This is a genomic window from Mesorhizobium sp. C399B (assembly GCF_030323185.1).
Lineage (GTDB): Bacteria > Pseudomonadota > Alphaproteobacteria > Rhizobiales > Rhizobiaceae > Mesorhizobium.
Genome location: NZ_CP100472.1, coordinates 3,867,502 through 3,884,806, shown reverse-complemented (window position 1 = coordinate 3,884,806; position 17,305 = coordinate 3,867,502). Strand labels below are relative to the sequence as shown.

Here is a 17,305-nt window from a genome sequence, read left to right as displayed (position 1 = left end):
TGAACGGGAATTTTGACCTGATGTCCGCCTTTGCCGAAGCGACCGTCCTGATCACCCACGAGGTGGGTCTGCATGCGCGCCCTTCGGTGAAGTTCACCAAGCTTGCCAAGAGCTTTGCCGCCGAGGTGGAGATTGCGCTTGCCGCCAACGGCCCATGGTTCGACGCCAAGAGCATCGTCAAGGTGATGGCGGCCAGGGCGCCGAAAGGCACCATGCTGCACATCCGGGCCACAGGCGACGGCGCCGATGATGCCGTGAGAGCGCTGGCCGAGCTGGTGCGACGCGGTTTCGACGAGGATGCGGGCCATGCCCGAACCGCTTAGGCTGCAAGGCATTTCGGCCTCGGCCGGCTATGCCGAGGGGCCGTTGTTCAACCTCGACAACGGCACCGCGCACTACACGGGCAAGGCGAGCGCCGCGGACGAGAAGGCCGCATTGGAAGCAGCTATCGCCAGCGCGACGGACCGGCTCGCGACCCTGATCGAAACCGCCGATGACGAGGCCGCCGGCATTCTCGAATTCCAGCTCGCCATGCTTGGGGACGAGGCACTGACCGGCCCGGCTTTTGCCGCGATCGCGTCCGGCATGCCGGCTGACATGGCCTGGCGACAGGCGCTGGACGCCGAGATCTCCGGCTACGAAACGTCAGACCAGGACTATTTCCGGGCTCGCGCCGCCGATATCAGCGATATCCGCGACCGCGTGCTGCGCGCCCTTACCGAGGAGCAGGAGAGCGCTCCACCAGCGGGCGCCATTCTCTATGGCGAGGACATCGCGCCGACGCGCTTTCTCGAGACCGACTGGAGCACCGGCGGCGGCATCGCGCTGAGGGCCGGCAGCGCCGCCAGCCACGTCGCCATGCTGGCGCGCTCGCGCGGCGTGCCGATGGTGGTGGGGCTTGGCGCTTCGCCGGCTAATCCCGTCGGTCTGGCTCTGCTCGATGCGGAGCATGGCGGTATCGTGCTTTCGCCGACCACGACCGAGATCGAAGCGTTCCACCGGTCCTCGTCCTCGTTTGTGGCACATCGAGACAAGGCCGGAGTCTATCTCGCGAAACCGGCGGTAACCCGGGCCGGGACGACAGTGCGCGTGCAGGTCAACATCGCCGATCCGTCCGAGGTCGACGGCATCGACATTTCGACCTGCGACGGGGTCGGGCTGATGCGCACCGAATTCCTGTTCGGCAAGGCGCCGCCGGACGAGGAGACGCAATACCAGGCCTATCGCAAGGTGCTGGAATGGGCAGGCGACAAGCCGGTGGCCATCCGCACCGTCGATGCCGGCGGCGACAAGCCGGTGCCGGGCTTCACCGTCGAGGAGAGCAACCCGTTCCTCGGCCTGCGCGGCATCAGGCTGTCGCTGGCAAGGCCGGAGGTGTTTCGCGCACAGATCAGGGCGCTGCTGCGCGCGGCGGTGCACGGCAATCTGAAGGTGATGTTTCCGATGATCGCCGTCGCGGAGGAATACCAACGCGCCGCCGCTCTGTTCGTGGAGGAGCAGGCCGGGCTTGCCGCGCGCGGCATCGCGCAAAAAATGCCGCCGCTCGGCATCATGGTCGAGGTGCCTTCGGTGGCGATCGCGCCGGAGGCGTTCGCCGATGTCGCCTTCTTCTCGATCGGTTCGAACGATCTGACCCAATATGTAATGGCGGCTGCCCGCGATAACGCAGCCGTGGCGCATCTTAATTCTGTCCGCCATCCCGCCGTGTTGCGGCTGATCGGCTCGGTTGCCGCTTTTGGCCTGCGCGCGAAAATCCCAGTCAGCCTGTGCGGCGATGCCGGCGGCGATCCGGCATCGATCCCGGCCCTGCTCGAGGCCGGCCTGCGGGATCTCTCGGTGGCTCCCGCCCAACTCGCCATGGCCAAGGCGGCCATCTCGGATGCATCGGTCTAGGATGACTGAGATGGCCGACAAGACACCAGAAGCCGGCTCCGAAGAGGCGATCCGCGCCTACAAGACGATCCTGTCGCAGGTCATCGACCAGCGACCGTCGGGTATGCGACAACGCCTTGCCGACGCGCTTGGCAAGCACCGCAGCTTCGTCACCCAGATTTCCAGCGCGGCCTATTCGACCCCGATCCCGTCAAAACATCTGCCGGCTATTTTTTCGGTCTGCCATTTCAGTCCGGCCGAGCGCGATCAGTTTCTGGCTGCCTATCATCTGGCGCATCCCGGCAAGATGTCGGTTGCGGCAGGCATGCGCAAGACCCGGCATGTCTCGCTGATCGTGCCCGATTTCGGCGACGACAAGCAGAATGCAGCGCTCGACAAGGCGATCAACGAATTCATCCAGAAGATCACCAGCATCACCGGCAGGAGTGGCGGCTGATCGTGTTGTGTCGGGAGGACACATGAAGAAGTTTATGAATTCCGTCGACACGGTGCTGACCGAAAGCCTCAACGGCTTCGTTGCAGCTCATGCCGACATCCTGGTGCTGGGCGAGGAGCACAAATTCATTCGCCGCAAGGTGATGAAGCCGGGGAAGGTGGCGCTGATCTCGGGCGGCGGTTCCGGCCACGAGCCGTTGCATGCCGGCTTTGTCGGTCACGGCATGCTGGACGCCGCCTGCCCCGGCCAGGTCTTCACCTCGCCAACGCCGGACCAGATACTGGCGGCGGCCGCCGCCGTCGATACCGGCGCCGGCTGCCTGTTCATCGTCAAGAACTATGAAGGCGACGTGATGAATTTCGACATGGCCGGCGAAATGGCCGACGGCGTCCTGCAGGTGGTGATCAATGATGACGTCGCCGTCGAGAATTCGTCCTTTACGACCGGCCGGCGCGGCGTCGCCGGCACGCTGGTGGTGGAGAAGATCGTCGGCGCCGCCGCCGAGCAAGGCATGGCGCTGGCGGATCTCAAGGCGCTCGGCGGTCGCATCAACAGCGCGACGCGTTCGATGGGCGTGGCGCTGACCAGTTGCACGGTGCCGGCGGCCGGCAGGCCGACCTTCGAGATTGGTGATGGCGAGATGGAATTCGGCGTCGGCATTCATGGCGAGCCCGGCCGGCGTCGCGACACGTTGAAAAGCGCCGATGCGATCGCCGAAGAGATTTGCGCCGCGATCCTGGGCGATCTCGGCGACAGGGCGAAAGGCCCGGCACTGTTGTTCATCAACGGCTTTGGCGGCACGCCGCTGATGGAGCTCTATCTGATGTACAACAGCGCCCGAAACATCTTCGAAAAACAGGGCGTGACGGTGACCCGCTCGCTGGTCGGGTCCTACGTGACATCGCTCGACATGGCCGGCTGCTCGATCACGCTGACCATGCTGGATGACGAGGCAACGTCAATGTGGGACGCGCCGGTGCAAACAGCCGCGCTGCGCTGGGGACTGTAACGGAGGGGCCTTGCCCATATCCCGAACAGGCGGCTTATGAACTTGCCTTAGCCTGCGGGACCGGACGGACCGTTACCCGCAGTCACGCCGACAGATTGCCCGCCTGCAGCGCGGCTTGCCTTGCGGCCGACCGCTCCGGCTTCATCCAAACCGAAGCCGTAGAAGTCTTATCGCGGTATCGGCAGCGACGGCCCGGCCACCACGCTGGACAACTTTCCTGCCTTGCGCAGCACGGGCGCTTCATACTTTTTCTTGGCCATTCCAAACACCCTTTTCAGTCCAGTGCAAAAGAATGGATCGAAACCGTGGAAAGTCAATTCATGAGCTGGTTCTGCCACCACACGCTGGCTTCATGCATGCTTTTCTGCAACATACGCTCCTCTGAGTTGGTTGTTTGACGCAATTCCGGACGGGAATTGCTGATGTGGGCGAACGCAATCCGGGTTTGATGCTGCCATCTCTTGCGCCTGCCGATGAAAAACTGCTGCTGACCTTCGCCGACCCGGAGGCGACGGTTGCCATTGGCCGTGACGTTGCTGCCGAAAGCTTGCTGGCACTGCTCGCCAATGCCGAGTTCCACGGCGTGCTGCCGATCATGCTGCGCAAGCTCAGCGAGATCGGCGACGCCCAACTGCCTGCGGACGCAGCCTTGCGGCAAAAGCTGTCGGAACTGCGTGATCGCTCGACGCTGGCGACCGGCCAATCGATGCTGCTGCAATATCATGGCGACCGCATCATGAAGGCATTGGCGGCGAAAAATGTTCCGGCCCGCATCGTCAAGGGTCCGGTCTTCGCACGCAAACTTTACCGCCACGCCGCTGACCGGCCGTTCACCGACATCGACATTCTGGTCGAGCCGGCCAGCATCATTGAAGCCAACACGGTGATTGCCGGATGCGGCTTCGAGCTCTGGAGCGGCGAGGCGCAGTCGCAGGATCTGCAGGAGTTCAAGTGGCTGGAGAAGGAGAATACCAGCCTGCTGATCGAACTGCACGGCAACCTGGTGCATGATTCCGGCATGCGGCGGCGGCTGTCGCTGGGCTTTCGCGAATTGCAGATCATCGACGGCAGCGAGGCCGACACGCCGGCCGCGCTGCTGACCATCGCCATTGTCCACGCCGCCGGCGGGCACAAGTTCCACCGGCTGCAGCTTTGCGTCGATGTGCTGCAGGGCGTGCGCGCGCTGCGGTCGCCCGCGGATGAAGACCGGCTTTTCGAGGCGGCGCGCATCAGCGGCATCGAGCTCGAACTGGCGACGGTTCTCAATGTGACGGGGCGGCTGTTTGATGCACCGCGCGCGATCGAACTGGCCGACCGCATCAAGCCCGACCTCTCGATATTTTTGGCCAAATGGCTGATCACCGGCGATACGCTGCTCGGCGTCAATTCCAGGGACAAGATGCATTCGCGCCTGCGCCGCGACGCCTTCCGCTGGATCCAGCGCCTCGCCAGGCCAAAGTCACGTTTTGCCTGAACTTGCCGCGCCGGCCGTCAGTCCGGCGCCGGCAGCGCGGCGCGGATCAACGGTGACGCCTCGGCCGGTTTTTCGCCGACTTCCAGGGTAAAGGTCGGGACGGCTTTGACCAGCGTTGCGATGGTTGCCATGCGGCGCCTCTGCGCCGGCAAAAGGCCGGTCATGCCGGTCCTGACATTGTCGGTGGCAAGCGCCACCATGGCGTCTGTCCTGGTCATGGGCACGAGCCGGGTTTGCGCGTCCGCCGAGCGGGCGAGATGAAACAGTGCCGCAACCGGTCTGCCGACAGTCTCCTCGATGCGGATGATCTCGGCGAGACGTTCCAGCGAGACGGCCTGCTCGCCATTGGCGTCCCATTTGTCGCCAAGGCAAGGCGCCACGAAGGGCAGCATTGCCGCGGTGTGGCGGTGGACCTTCACCTTGCGCGGCAAGCCCCAGGCCGTGATGCCGCCACCGGCCAAAACCTTGAGGATCATGGCGTCATCAGAGCACAGGCCGAAACTTTGCGACGCCAGCGCCAGCGACGTCGTCGACTTGCCGGTGCCGCTCGGCGCATGGATCAGCACGAGCGCCTCGCGGCCGGGCAATGTCAGGCCGGCGGTGTGCAGCATGTGCTGGTCGCCGGCATCAAGTGCTGCATCCAGCACCATCATCAGCACCGTCCATTTGACCTTGGCATCGGGATGGACTCGTATCTCGGCCCAGCCTCCATCGGCATTGATCGAGACGGTCTGCAGGCCGGGAAAGACCAGATGAACGGTGCCGCCACCGTCGATCAGCCGGCAATGGCCGTCCTCCGGCACCTCGCCGTCGAAAGCGAGTTTTCCGGCAGGCGATTCCGGTAACTCCCGCGTCTCGACGATGTCGACGCGGAAATCGGGCTCGGCCGGCCCGCTCACGCGCAACGTGCCGAGCATGAGGTCGAAGCTCGGCCAGAGATCGGCCCGCGAGGCCGATATGCTGATGACCTGGCCCTGGAGATCGTAGCAGAAGGTGGTCGCCGGACCGGTCAAGCAGCGTGTGCCTTTCCGGCATCGGCGTGATGGCGATAGATCTGGACCATGCCGGGGAGGCTGTCCGAGACCACCGGGCGGCCATCGAGACAGACCCAGCAATGAGCAGACATGCGCGGCGCCTGCATCGACTTCGGATCGACGCCGAAGCGCAGATCCGGATCGAAGCCGGCAAAGCGCAGGAAGCGGTGGGCGAGCAGGCCCTCGCGCAGGCATCTGCGGTCGCGCATCAGCCAGGGGTGCCGGACGGTCCGGTTGACGGCAGCGACGATGTAGGCTGACGACAGGCCGCGATAAGGGGTGGGTGCGCTGAGCGGCGCCCATTTCAGCACCGATTCGAAGCTGCGGCGGCCGATCAGGGTCGGCATCAGCCGCGCGCTTGCCCATAAATGGACACGAAACAAAGCGCGCAGGAGAACGCCGTCCACCATCAGGGAGCCGGGTCGGCGAGAATGCCTTCGCTCACCAGTTCGGCGGCCAGCGCCGCCATGTCCTGGTCGAGCGTGCCCTTGTCGACCTCGAACTCGTCAGACAACAGGACGACGATCTGGTCAAGGCTGCGGGCGCCGTCCACCTTGTCGAGAAAGGCTTCGGTGGTGCCGTTGCAGGTGTAAAGCTGGCCGCTGCGCGCCAAGAGCACGACGGCGCCATCGCCGACATGCTGGACCGAGGCGTCGTCCGCCAGCCGCAGAACCATTTCAGAACCGATTTGGGCCATGGAGCCCCTCCACCATTTTCTTGGAGAGCAGATAGCGCGGCGATGCGGGTCTGTCCATTGCGCGGACGAGAGGGAGAACAGGCCGGCCTGACCGTTCTGTGGCAATCCGGCAACGCCACCATCCTCACGACACAGACAACCGAAGCCTAATGGAGACATCCAATTTCAGATTGTGGTAACTTCCACATCATTCAGAGCCTGAGAACAGGGAAGCACCCCAGAAATAGTCGGTGATTGCAGCTGGGAATCACCGCCGCAAACGGTCAAGCCAGCTATCTCGCAGGGTCAAGGTCTTGCTTTTCTTACCTAAAGTAAGCTATGGAGTCGCGGGGTTTTGGGAGAGCATTGGGTATGCGTTACAATTGGGAGCGGGCTCCGACCGCGTTCGAACGTCATCGAAAAGCGTTGGCAGCCGCCATATTGATTGCGGGTGGCGTCGGGCTGATGCTGGCGGCCTTGCCGCTTTAAGACTGATATCCGACACGAACGCCCTGCTTTCTCCGGGCGCATGAGCTTTTTCTGCCTGCCACAAGACGGGCCGCGGCTTAGCGTGCCTGGCCGGTTACGGCGATGAAGCGGCGGTCGCGTCCTTCGAAGCCCTGGCTGAAGCGCTGCACCAGCACGGCCAGTACCGCCGGCCTGCCGGGCGGGGCGTATTCGTAGGATTCCGACAGGCTGTAGGAGGTCGGGCAGTTGCGCGAGCCCGGCACAGCCTTGTCCTCGTGCAATACCTTGAACGGCTTGCCGTCCTGCCCCTGCAGCGACAGGCGGAAGCCGCGCGCCTTGCCCGTCTTGTCCCCTTGAAGTGTCTTGTCGCCCGGAAGAACTTGGTCGCTTGGCTTGGCGTCATCAAAGCTTGCCAAGCAATCCTCCTTGCTGTCGGCAAGGATCTCATCGAGCTGGATGGTCGAAATCGGTGTTTCGCCATAGAACGGCGACAGCCATTTCTGCGCGGCCTGCTCGAGGCGGGGGATGTCGTTGTACTCGACCGCGTCGTCCGGGAAGGTGAACCTGTCGGAGGCCGTGCGCGTGCCGCGCTCGGCGATGCCGTATTTGGCCAGGATTGGCGCGGCCTGCTTTGCGGCCTGCGCCCGTGCCCGCTCCACCGTCGTGGTCGCCTCTTCCGATTCATCGAGGACAAGGATCGGCTTGCCGCCGACGAACTCGTCTGTGCTTGTGTCGATGATGTCGATCTGCGACCAGCCGGAAACGGCAGCGTCGAGCTCACCATATTGTTCGAAGGCGAAATATTTGCCGTCGGGGGAAAAGCCGATGATGCGCCGCGCGGCGGCATCGCCGGCCTGGGCGGCGGAAACGATCGTCAACAGCAGCGCTGCTCCAACGGCAGATCCAACCCCGTATCGTACCGTCATTGCGCGCCCTGCCCCGATTTCAAACCCGGCCATGGTGCCTGCGTTTATGGCCAAGGCGAGATCGGCCAAGCCCCAAATTTCGGGAAAGACATGGCATTTGGGGAAAGACGTGGCCGGGAAAACCCGCATAGGCTATTGCAAGATAGAGAGTTTTCCCGAGGAGGGATGAATGGCGTCACGCTACCACGAGGTCTATGACGGCTGGAAACGCGACCCAGAACAATTCTGGGCCGATGCGGCCGAGGCGATCGACTGGTATTCGCCGTGGACCAGCGTCTTCGATGCCAAGGCGGGCGTTTACGGGCGCTGGTTCAACGGCGCCAGCTGCAACACCTGCTTCAACGCTCTCGATCGCCATGTCGCAGGCGGCCGCGCCGACCAGATCGCACTTATCTACGACAGCGCGATCACCGGCACGGTCAAGAAATTCACCTATGCCGAATTGAAGCGCGAAGTGGTAGCGCTGACTTCGGTGCTCAAGAACCGCGGCATTCGCAAAGGCGACCGCGTCATCATCTACATGCCGATGGTGGCCGAAGCGACGATCGCGATGCTTGCCTGTGCCCGCATCGGCGCGGTGCATTCGGTGGTGTTCGGCGGCTTTGCCTCGCACGAGCTCGCCACCCGCATCGACGACGCCAAGCCGAAGCTGGTCATCTCCGCGTCCTGCGGCCTGGAGCCTGGACGTGTCGTGGCCTACAAGCCGCTGCTCGACAAGGCGATCGAAATGTCCCGCCACAAGCCGGACGCCTGCCTGATCCTGCAGCGCGACCAGCTGCGCTGCGATCTGAGGGAGCATTACGATATCGATTTTGCCGACGCCGTTGCCCGCGAGCGCGCCGCGGGCGCCAACGTCGATTGCGTTCCGGTGCTCGCCACCGACCCGCTCTACATCATCTACACCTCCGGCACGACCGGCCAGCCTAAGGGCATCGTGCGCGACAATGGCGGCCACATGGTCGCGCTCAAATGGACGATGGAAAACGAGTTCGGCGTCAGACCGGGCGAAGTGTTCTGGGCGGCCTCCGATGTCGGCTGGGTGGTCGGCCATTCCTACATCGTTTACGGACCGCTGCTGCATGGTGCGACAAGCGTGCTGTTCGAGGGCAAGCCGATCGGCACACCCGACGCCGGCACCTATTGGCGGGTGATCGCAGAACACGGCGTGGTCGCGCTGTTCACCGCGCCGACAGCCTTCCGCGCCATCAAGGGGCAGGACCCCAAGGGCGAATTCGTGCCGAAATACGATCTGTCGAAATTCCGCACTCTGTTCCTGGCCGGCGAACGCGCAGACCCGGAAACCATCAAATGGGCGGAGCAGAAACTCAACGTGCCGGTGGTCGATCATTGGTGGCAGACCGAGACCGGCTCGCCGATGACCATCAACCCGGCAGGCCTCGGCCTGCTGCCGGTGAAATACGGCTCGCCCGGCGTGCCGATGCCGGGCTACGACATTCGCGTGCTCGACGATGCCGGCCATGAAGTGCCGCGCGGCACGCTTGGCAATGTGGTGGTGAAACTGCCGCTGCCGGCCGGCTGCCTGCCGACGCTGTGGAATGCCGACGAGCGTTTCCGGCGAGCCTATCTCGAGGAATTTCCCGGCTTCTACAAGACGGCCGATGCCGGCATGATCGACGAGGACGGCTACCTCTATGTCATGGCGCGCACAGACGACATCATCAATGTCGCCGGACACCGGCTGTCGACCGGGGCCATGGAGGAGGTGCTTTCAGCGCACCCCGATGTTGCCGAATGCGCCGTCATCGGCGTCGCCGACGCTATGAAGGGCCAGGTCCCGCTCGGCTTCGTCGTGCTCAATGCCGGTGTGTCGCGCGATACCGCCGTCATCGAAGGCGAAGTGGTGGGGCTGGTGCGCGAACGGATCGGCCCGGTCGCGGCCTTCAAGACCGTGGTGACGATCAAGCGCCTGCCCAAGACGCGCTCCGGCAAGATCCTGCGCGGCACCATGCAGAAGATCGCCGACAAGGAAGAATGGACGATGCCGGCGACCATCGACGATCCCGCCATTCTTGACGAGATCACCGCGGCGCTCAAAGCCCGCGGCATCGGGGTCTGACGGCCCCAGTGGCGTTGTTTCAGCGGTCCAGACCTCCCCGGCCGGCGCCGCGCGAGCGCCTGGAAATGGATATGGACGACACCGTCGTCTACGCGATCGGCGACGTGCATGGCTGCTACAAGGAATTGCTGTCGCTGGAGCAGAAGATCCAGCTCGACGCGCTGCAATTTCGCGGCCGCAAGATTATCGTCATGCTCGGCGACTATATCGATCGCGGGCCGCAATCGGCGCGCGTGCTCGACCACCTCTTGGCTCTGCCGCCAACAGGGTTCCTGCGCGTCTGCCTGGCGGGAAACCACGAAGTGGCGATGCTGAACTATCTCGACGGCTATCTGTCGCGGGACCGCTGGCTGGCGGTCGGCGGCCTCGAGACGCTGTTTTCCTATGGGGTCGATCCGGCGCGGCTTGCCAGCCTCTATGCCTCAAGCGACGCGGTCGACCGGCGCGTGAAGGAAGTCATTCCGGCCAGCCATATCGACTTCCTGCGCAGCCTGCCGGTGCTGCTCTGTTCGGATAAATTCGTTTTCGTCCATGCCGGCATCAGGCCGGGCATCGACCTGGTCGCACAGGATGAGCAGGACCTGCTCAACATCCGCGACGAGTTCTTCAACGCCGCCTATCTGCTCGACCGCTTTGTGGTGCATGGGCACACGCCGGTCGATATCCCCAGGATTGACGGGCGAAGGCTCGGCATCGACACCGGCGCCTTTCAAAGCGGCCGGCTGACAGCGCTCAGGATCGCCGGTAAATTCGGCAAGCTGATCTATTCCTGACCTGCCGTGCTTCTTCGTTTGAGCGTGATCCTTTCCGAAAACCGGATCTGCTTTTCCGGATCACGCTCCTTTTCCGGATCGCGCTCCGTTCAGGCGGCGGTCTTGGCCCGCACGTCCGATTTCTCCAGATAGTAGGTCGAATAGCGGTCGAAGAACTTTTCCGAGCCGCCGAGCGAGCCGTATTTCGGCAGCTTCTTCAGATCGACCTTGTTGAGCACGGCGCCGACGACCTTGCTTGCGACGTAGGGTTCCTGCTCCAGCAGCGAGCGCACCATGGCGCGCGGCGTGCGGCCCCATTCGGCAACCAGCACGAAGCCGTCGACCAGCGGCGCAAACGCTTTGGCGTCGACCACGGGGCCGAGCGGCGGCAGGTCGACGACGATGTACTCGAACGTCTCCTTGGCGTTGTCGATGAAGCGCCGCATGCCGGCCGACGACAGCAGCTCGCTGGTATGCGAGAACTGGCCACGCAGCACGGCCGGGATGATCGCCAGCTTGGTCTGACGGTCAACCTTGCCGACCGACTGCCAGGTCTGGCCGTTGACCACGGCCTCCATCAGCCCCTGCTCGGCCTCCATGCCGAGGTTGCGGCTGAGGCCAGGATTGCGCAGATCGGCGTCGATCAAAAGCGTCTTCGAGCCGTTGGCGGCCAGCAATCCGGCGAGATTGGCGGCGACCGTAGACTTGCCCTCGCCGGGCAGGACCGAGACCACGCCTATGACCCGGCTGCCTTGCCCTTCCATGACGACGTCGAAGGCGATCTTGGCGTTGCGCAGCGTTTCGGAGAACATCGATGCCGGCGCATCGACGCTGACCCGCATGCGCGCCCGTTTCTCGGCCGCCGACAATGTGTTGGCGCCTTTGGCATCCGCCGCACCGCCGTCGGCGTCCTTGCCGAGCCTGCCGCCGATCATCGGCAAATAGCCGAGGAATTTGAGGCCGACGCGATCGCGAATGTCCTCGCCGGTCCTGAAGAAGCGCTCGTTGAACTCATTCAGGCCACCAAAGCCGGCGCCAAGCAGCACGCCAAGCACCAGCGACAGCGCCAGCACCCTGGAGGTGCGCGGGCTTGAGGCGGAAAGCGGCGTTGAGGCATCCGAGATGATGCGGACCTTGCCGACCGGGAAGGATTGCTGCTGCGAGGCCTCCTCGTAGCGGCTAAGGAAGGTCTGGTAGAGCGTGGTCAGCGCCTGCGCCTGCTGGTCGAGTTCGCGCAGTTTGACCTGGCTCTGGTTGTCGATGGAGCTCTTGCCGGCCGCGTCGGCGATCTTCTGCCTCAGTGAGGTCTCGCGTGAAAGCGCGACTTCATATTCATTGCGATAGCTTTCGGTCAGTTGCTTCAACTCGCCGAAAATCTGGGTCGACAGGTCGGCCTTTTCCTTGGCCAGCGCCACCGCCTGCGGATGGTCGGCGCCGAAATTGGCCGTCACGTCCTGCAGCCGCTTGGCCACTGCGAGATAGCGGGTCTTGAGCGTTGCAATGACGGAGCTTGCCGGCTGATCGCTTGAGATGGCGGAATCGTTGAAGGCATTGTCCGAGCCGCTTTCGACGATGGTCTTGTATTGCTGATAGCGGGCGCTGGCGCGCGCCGTATCGGCCTGCGCGACGATCAGTTGCGCGGTGAGATCGGCAATCTGCTTGTCGCTGATCAGCTGGCCGTCGCTGTTGGCGGCCAGACCATGCTCGGCCCTGAATTTCTCGACCGCCATAGCGGCCGCCTGTGAGTTCTGACGAAGCTCGGTCAGCCGGCCCTGCAGCCAGACCGCAGCGCGCTCGGTGGCGTCGAAGCTGGCATTGAGCTGGTCGGCGAGATAGGCGTCGGCATAGGCCTTGGTGATGGCGGTGGCGAGCGCCGGATTGGTCGACTGGTAACCGATGGCGAGCACATAGGAGCGGCCGTTGCGCTGCGCCAGCACCTCGCTCTGCAGCTTCAGCACGGCATAGTCGTGGCGCGCCGTCTGCATCATGGCCTGGCGTGTCGCCTCATCGACGTTTTCCATGCCGGGAATCTGCTCGGCGGAACTTGAGCGGAAATAGCCGATCACGCCGCGCACGAAGCCGATGCCCTTGACCAGCGCCGATTGCGGCGGGTTCATGAACTCTGCGTTCTGGTCGAGTTTCAGCTTGTCGACCACCACCGAGGCCAGCCGCGCCGAGGTGATGATTTCGATCTGGCTGAGCAGGGCGGCGTCGGTCTGCATGGTGACGGATGCAGCCGAGATGTCGTCGATGACCTTGTTCAGGCCTTCGTCGATCAGCACGCTGGCGACCGACATGTATTGCTTGGGCGTGGTCTGCAGATAGAGCAACCCCAGGAACAGGCCGATGATGGCGCAGACCGCCACCACCTTGACCTGACGCGCCGCCATGCCAAGCAGGCGCTCGACGTCGATGAAGTCTTCACCCTTTTCCTGATCGGGGTTGGGCAATGGCATCCTCTTGTCGAGAGGAAAGCTGGCATAATTCATCTTCGATCCAATTCTAGGTTACAGGCGCCGGAGCGAGACGGGTCAGGTCCCACCTCGTCCGAAGCTGCGGAGATCGGGGGCAAGATATGCAACGCAAGCTTCATGCCATCCGGCGCCGGACCTGAGCGGCCAGGCGTGCAGGCATGAGCCGCGCCATCGTCCAAACGCATATGCCCTCGAAAGATGGGCATTATGCGGCCACTTCCTGACGCTCATGCGACCGCACGAACGCCTGCAGCATTTCCAGCACAGGTCCCTTCATGTCGTCGCGCGCCAGCGCGAAGGCGATGGTCGCCTCTATGAAGCCTTCCTTGGAGCCGCAGTCGAACATGCGGCCATTGAAAGGCTGGGCAAAGAAAGACTGGCTTTTCGCCAGCCGCACCATGGCATCGGTAAGCTGGATTTCGTTGCCGGCGCCGCGCTGCTGGTTGCCCAGCAGCGAGAAGATCTCGGGCTGCAGGATGTAGCGGCCGTTGATGTAATAGTTCGACGGCGCATTGGCCGGCGCCGGCTTTTCGACCATGGCCGTCACCTCGAAGCCGCTGCCTGTCTCGGCGCCGCGCCCGACGATGCCGTATTTGCTGGTCTCGCTGGGATCACAGCGCTCGACGGCGATCACATTGCCGCCGGTCTGCTGATAGAGATCGACTGTTTCAGCCAGGCAACCTCGGCGACCGAACGACACCATATCGGGGAGCAGCAGGGCGAAGGGCTCGTCGCCGATGACTTCGCGTGCGCACCACACCGCATGGCCGAGACCATGTGGCGACTGCTGGCGGATGAAGCTGGTGGCGCCGGCCACAGGCAGCATGCTTTCGAGCGCCTCCAGCTGGGTCTTCTTGCCGGTTTGTTCGAGCGTTCCAATCAGTTCGGGGTGCAGGTCGAAGTAGTCCTCGATGACAGCCTTGTTGCGGCCGGTGACGAACACGATGTGCTCGATGCCGGCTTCGAAGGCCTCGTCTACCGCATATTGGACGACCGGCCGGTCGACCACGGGCAGCATCTCCTTCGGAATCGACTTGGTTGCCGGCAGGAACCGTGTTCCAAGCCCCGCCACAGGGATGACTGCCTTCCTGATTTTCTTCATCGCAAATTCCTTCTGAGCAGATCGATTTCAGCCTGTTGCAGGCCACGAACAAACGTCTTCATGTACTCGCCCTCCTTACCTCTCCGCGCCGACGGCAAACTGCGCCGCCACCCTTTTGAGGCGGACGGCGATCGGCATCGACATGTGCCTGACAGCCGCCGGATCACTTAGCGCGGTGCGTATCGCTTTCAACGGCGAACGCGCCTTGATGTGCTGGACCAGCGACAGGAACGATGCCGCCTTGCGCAGGCTGCGGGCGCGTTTGGCGAAGGCGGCCGCAGCAGCAGCGTCCATGGAATTGGTCTCGGCGAAGACCGCGTCGGCCTTGCGCATCGCCTCGATATGGTGAAGCTCGAGCACGCGCGAGATCGAGCCCGTGCGGATATGGTAGATATAGCCGGTCGTCGGCTCGACGACGCATTTTCCGCCCTTGGCCAGCGCGTTGGCGAGCAGGATGTAATCCTCGCCTATGCTCAGACTTTCATCATAGCGAAGCCCGTTTTCGATCAGGAAACGGCGCTGGAAGATCGGCTTGAGATAGCCAAAGTTGAACGTGGACTCGAAAACGATGTTGCCAGCGATGTAGTCGGCGAGCGTGATTTCACGCAGGCCCTCCAGATATTCGGCGGGAAACATCGTCGCTTCGGCAATGCCGTCCTCGCGCACCACCTGGAGGTTGTCGACGGCGATCACAGCGCCCGCGCTTTCGGCCCGCGCGATCATGGCGGAAAGCCGCCCGGGCAGGACGGCATCGTCGGAATCGAGCACCGCAACCCAGCGGCCGGAAGCCAGTTCGAGCCCGGCATTCCTGGCGCCGCCAGGGCCACGATTTGCCGGCAGCGCAACCACTTTGACGACATCTTCGGGATAGGCTCTTGCAACGTCGAGCGTGTTGTCGCGCGACTGGTCGTCGACGACGATGATTTCGACGCTGACACCGCGCTGGGCCATGGCGCTTGCGATCGCCCGGCCGAGCGTGGCCGCGGCATTGTAGGCGGCGATGACAAAGGAGACGTCAGGCTGCACGCTTGCCCCCTTGCTGCGCGGAGGTGAGGCCGTATTGGCGAATTTCGCTGATACCGACCAGGCCGCTTACGACGCCGACATGCATGATGCCGCGCAGCACGCTGCGGTTGCGGCGGACCGGGCTGATCGCGGTCAACGCCGCCATGCCGAAGCAATAGGCGGCCTTGGCCGAGGCAAGGCAGACAGCCTTCGCACGCTCTATCACGCCTGCGTCATGGCCGATGAGGTGGCCGTGCGTCTGGCCGAAGCGGAAGCGGCGGCGGCGCAGCCAGTCGAAAGCGGCTCGCGAACGCGGCACGACTTCCTCGACCCACGCCTCCGGCGCAAAGGCGATGCGACCGCCTGCCTTGACCATGCGGTCGAAGAATTCGGTGTCCTCGCCGCCGCTCTGGCCGCGCGCCAGGCTGAAACGACGGTCGCGCAAGCTGTCGGCGCTCATCCTCAAAAGGACGTTGCAGGTGTAGCCGGTGCGGATTTCGCCCTGCACCCAGACCGGCAAGGTCGAATGGAAATCGCCCTTGCGCATCCAGTCCGGCGCATCCGGGCGGTAGAGCGCCCGCACCGGACCGAGCACGGCCTCGGCGCCGCTTGTCTCCGCGATAGCAATCAGTTCGGCCAGCCATTGCCGGGAAGCGGTTTCATCGTCGTCGATGAAGGCGACAAAATCGGCCGTGCTGGCATCAAGACAGGCGTTGCGGGCGACCGAGATGTTGCGCGCCGGGGCGTGCCGGTAGCGGACCACGAGCTTCAATTCGCTCGCCAGCGCGGTCACCAGCGGCTCGGCGGTCGGCTCGTCGTCATTGTCGGCGACGATGACGCCGATGCCGAAACCGGCAGGCATATCCATGGCAGCGAGCGACCGCAGCGTGTCGGCCAGTTCCGGCCGCCGGAACGTGCAGACGCAGATGTCGATGCGGCGGCTGTCGGCGACCATCATGCCACCCCGCGCTGCGATCGCGAGCCGAGCAGTTGCAGCCAAAACCCGAGCGACCAGCCGAAATGCATGACCATCGCCGAAATGCCCGCCAGCACATTGTTGGGATTGCGCTGGCTGATGGCGGTCACAGCGCCGTAGCCCAGACAGACCGAAGCCCAGACCAGCAGCGGCACCGCCGCCAGCCAGTGGATAAAGGAAAATACCGCGAGAAGGACGACCGGCGCCACCAGCAGCGGGATCATCTGCCGAACTTTCGGGATCATGCGGTGCTTGAGCACATTCTTGGCGCGGCCGCGGCCATAGCCGAGATATTGGAAATACAGGCCCTTCAGCGACGAACGCGGATAGTAGACCATCTGCGTCTTGCCGCTCATCCAGATGCGGTAGCCTGCCCGGCGCAGGCGGTAGTCGAGTTCGGCATCCTCATTGTGGCTGAAGGTCTCGTCATAGCCGCCGACCGCGGTGAAGGCCGAGATCCGGATCAGCGCGTGATGGCCATGGTCCACCCATTCGCCGGCGGAAAGGTGCCGGTGCTTGGAGCCGCCGGTGCCGAGCTTGGAATTCTGCGCCGCCGCGACCGCTTTCTGCACCGCGCCGCTGCCGCTGGTCAGCATCGAGACGACGACCGAATCGGCTGAAGTGGCGAGCGCCTCCTCGACCAGCCGGTCGCAATAATCGGCGGGATAGCCGCCATGGGCATCGATGCGGATCAGATATTCGGCGCCGTCACCGAGGCAGGCAACGGCGAGGTTGATCGCCGCGCTCTGGATACGTTTTGGGTTGTGCAGGAGGACGACCTGAGGGTCCTTGGCCGCAACCGCTTCGACAATGGCCAAAGTGCCGTCGGTGCTGCCGCCATCGGCAACGACGATGCGGGCGCCGAGCCTTAGCGCTGCCGGCCTGAGCTGCTCGAGCAGCGCGCCGATATGGGCTGCCTCATTCAGGCACGGAATGACGATCAGGCTCGACGGAAGCGCTTCGGTTTGCGTCATCGGCGCCTTCCCATACTCTGTATTTTTCC

General features: G+C 63.7%; 16 protein-coding genes. 7 read left to right on the top strand and 9 right to left on the bottom strand.

The window, feature by feature from the left end; all coding sequences use genetic code 11:
- Positions 1–20: 20 nt before the first annotated feature.
- The 5 genes from NLY36_RS18665 (at position 21) to NLY36_RS18645 (ending at position 4,812) form a co-directional block, all read left to right on the top strand.
- Positions 21–323, top strand: a complete 303-nt coding sequence (locus tag NLY36_RS18665) for an HPr family phosphocarrier protein (protein WP_023684207.1) — start codon at positions 21–23, stop codon at positions 321–323.
- Positions 307–1,893, top strand: coding sequence for a phosphoenolpyruvate--protein phosphotransferase (gene ptsP / locus NLY36_RS18660; RefSeq protein WP_023736198.1), 1,587 nt, complete (start codon positions 307–309; stop codon positions 1,891–1,893). The genes NLY36_RS18665 and ptsP overlap by 17 nt, the downstream gene beginning before the upstream one ends.
- A 10-nt stretch (positions 1,894–1,903) precedes the next feature.
- Complete coding sequence (locus NLY36_RS18655; RefSeq protein WP_023668784.1) at positions 1,904–2,329, top strand: hypothetical protein; 426 nt, start codon at positions 1,904–1,906, stop codon at positions 2,327–2,329.
- Positions 2,330–2,351: 22 nt separating this feature from the next.
- On the top strand, positions 2,352–3,338 hold the full coding sequence (gene dhaK / locus NLY36_RS18650) for a dihydroxyacetone kinase subunit DhaK (protein WP_023736199.1): 987 nt from the start codon (positions 2,352–2,354) through the stop codon (positions 3,336–3,338).
- A 448-nt stretch (positions 3,339–3,786) separates the two neighbouring features.
- On the top strand, positions 3,787–4,812 hold the full coding sequence (locus NLY36_RS18645; RefSeq protein WP_023736200.1) for a nucleotidyltransferase family protein: 1,026 nt from the start codon (positions 3,787–3,789) through the stop codon (positions 4,810–4,812).
- Between the two features lie 17 nt (positions 4,813–4,829).
- Here NLY36_RS18645 and NLY36_RS18640 read toward each other — a convergent pair whose 3' ends face one another.
- The 4 genes from NLY36_RS18640 to NLY36_RS18625 all read right to left on the bottom strand — a co-directional run bounded on the left by NLY36_RS18640 (position 4,830) and on the right by NLY36_RS18625 (position 7,868).
- Entirely contained in the window at positions 4,830–5,825 is a 996-nt protein-coding gene (locus NLY36_RS18640; protein WP_023736201.1) for a phosphoenolpyruvate carboxykinase (ATP), read from the bottom strand.
- A complete protein-coding gene (locus tag NLY36_RS18635; RefSeq protein ID WP_023668789.1) occupies positions 5,822–6,256 on the bottom strand; it encodes a lasso peptide biosynthesis B2 protein in 435 nt (144 codons plus the stop codon). The genes NLY36_RS18640 and NLY36_RS18635 overlap by 4 nt, the downstream gene beginning before the upstream one ends.
- Complete coding sequence (locus NLY36_RS18630) at positions 6,256–6,543, bottom strand: PqqD family protein (RefSeq protein WP_023684213.1); 288 nt, start codon at positions 6,541–6,543, stop codon at positions 6,256–6,258. The genes NLY36_RS18635 and NLY36_RS18630 overlap by 1 nt, the downstream gene beginning before the upstream one ends.
- Before the next feature lie 545 nt (positions 6,544–7,088).
- Positions 7,089–7,868 carry a DUF2259 domain-containing protein gene (locus NLY36_RS18625; protein ID WP_245260270.1) on the bottom strand — a complete coding sequence of 260 codons (780 nt, stop codon included), beginning with the start codon at positions 7,866–7,868 and terminating at the stop codon, positions 7,089–7,091.
- 217 nt (positions 7,869–8,085) lie between these two features.
- Here NLY36_RS18625 and NLY36_RS18620 point away from each other — a divergent pair, with 217 nt between their 5' ends.
- Both NLY36_RS18620 and NLY36_RS18615 read left to right on the top strand, forming a co-directional pair.
- Positions 8,086–9,993, top strand: coding sequence for a propionyl-CoA synthetase (locus NLY36_RS18620; protein ID WP_023736203.1), 1,908 nt, complete (start codon positions 8,086–8,088; stop codon positions 9,991–9,993).
- Positions 9,994–10,064: 71 nt separating this feature from the next.
- Complete coding sequence (locus tag NLY36_RS18615; protein ID WP_348524909.1) at positions 10,065–10,766, top strand: metallophosphoesterase family protein; 702 nt, start codon at positions 10,065–10,067, stop codon at positions 10,764–10,766.
- 89 nt (positions 10,767–10,855) lie between these two features.
- On the opposite strand, the gene NLY36_RS18610 is transcribed toward NLY36_RS18615, so the two are convergent.
- From NLY36_RS18610 to NLY36_RS18590, 5 genes are all read right to left on the bottom strand, one after another.
- On the bottom strand, positions 10,856–13,234 hold the full coding sequence (locus NLY36_RS18610) for a polysaccharide biosynthesis tyrosine autokinase (RefSeq protein WP_023702325.1): 2,379 nt from the start codon (positions 13,232–13,234) through the stop codon (positions 10,856–10,858).
- Positions 13,235–13,424: 190 nt separating this feature from the next.
- Positions 13,425–14,321, bottom strand: a complete 897-nt coding sequence (gene galU / locus NLY36_RS18605) for a UTP--glucose-1-phosphate uridylyltransferase GalU (RefSeq protein ID WP_023668795.1) — start codon at positions 14,319–14,321, stop codon at positions 13,425–13,427.
- 75 nt (positions 14,322–14,396) lie between these two features.
- Positions 14,397–15,347, bottom strand: a complete 951-nt coding sequence (locus tag NLY36_RS18600) for a glycosyltransferase family 2 protein (RefSeq protein ID WP_023736205.1) — start codon at positions 15,345–15,347, stop codon at positions 14,397–14,399.
- On the bottom strand, positions 15,337–16,284 hold the full coding sequence (locus NLY36_RS18595) for a glycosyltransferase family 2 protein (protein WP_023736206.1): 948 nt from the start codon (positions 16,282–16,284) through the stop codon (positions 15,337–15,339). Before NLY36_RS18595 ends, NLY36_RS18600 begins: the two co-directional genes overlap by 11 nt.
- Complete coding sequence (locus tag NLY36_RS18590; RefSeq protein WP_023736207.1) at positions 16,281–17,276, bottom strand: glycosyltransferase family 2 protein; 996 nt, start codon at positions 17,274–17,276, stop codon at positions 16,281–16,283. Before NLY36_RS18590 ends, NLY36_RS18595 begins: the two co-directional genes overlap by 4 nt.
- Between the last annotated feature and the right edge of the window lie 29 nt (positions 17,277–17,305).

What these genes read in the sequence shown, in the direction of transcription:
- NLY36_RS18665 (WP_023684207.1), top strand. Translation starts at nt 21, where the DNA reads ATGTCCGCCTTTGCCGAAGCGACCGTCCTGATCACCCACGAGGTGGGT.
- ptsP (WP_023736198.1), top strand. Translation starts at nt 307, where the DNA reads ATGCCCGAACCGCTTAGGCTGCAAGGCATTTCGGCCTCGGCCGGCTAT.
- NLY36_RS18655 (WP_023668784.1), top strand. Translation starts at nt 1,904, where the DNA reads ATGGCCGACAAGACACCAGAAGCCGGCTCCGAAGAGGCGATCCGCGCC.
- dhaK (WP_023736199.1), top strand. Translation starts at nt 2,352, where the DNA reads ATGAAGAAGTTTATGAATTCCGTCGACACGGTGCTGACCGAAAGCCTC.
- NLY36_RS18645 (WP_023736200.1), top strand. Translation starts at nt 3,787, where the DNA reads ATGCTGCCATCTCTTGCGCCTGCCGATGAAAAACTGCTGCTGACCTTC.
- NLY36_RS18635 (WP_023668789.1), bottom strand. Translation starts at nt 6,256, where the DNA reads ATGGTGGACGGCGTTCTCCTGCGCGCTTTGTTTCGTGTCCATTTATGG.
- NLY36_RS18630 (WP_023684213.1), bottom strand. Translation starts at nt 6,543, where the DNA reads ATGGCCCAAATCGGTTCTGAAATGGTTCTGCGGCTGGCGGACGACGCC.
- NLY36_RS18620 (WP_023736203.1), top strand. Translation starts at nt 8,086, where the DNA reads ATGGCGTCACGCTACCACGAGGTCTATGACGGCTGGAAACGCGACCCA.
- NLY36_RS18615 (WP_348524909.1), top strand. Translation starts at nt 10,065, where the DNA reads ATGGACGACACCGTCGTCTACGCGATCGGCGACGTGCATGGCTGCTAC.
- NLY36_RS18610 (WP_023702325.1), bottom strand. Translation starts at nt 13,234, where the DNA reads ATGAATTATGCCAGCTTTCCTCTCGACAAGAGGATGCCATTGCCCAAC.
- galU (WP_023668795.1), bottom strand. Translation starts at nt 14,321, where the DNA reads ATGAAGAAAATCAGGAAGGCAGTCATCCCTGTGGCGGGGCTTGGAACA.
- NLY36_RS18595 (WP_023736206.1), bottom strand. Translation starts at nt 16,284, where the DNA reads ATGATGGTCGCCGACAGCCGCCGCATCGACATCTGCGTCTGCACGTTC.
- NLY36_RS18590 (WP_023736207.1), bottom strand. Translation starts at nt 17,276, where the DNA reads ATGACGCAAACCGAAGCGCTTCCGTCGAGCCTGATCGTCATTCCGTGC.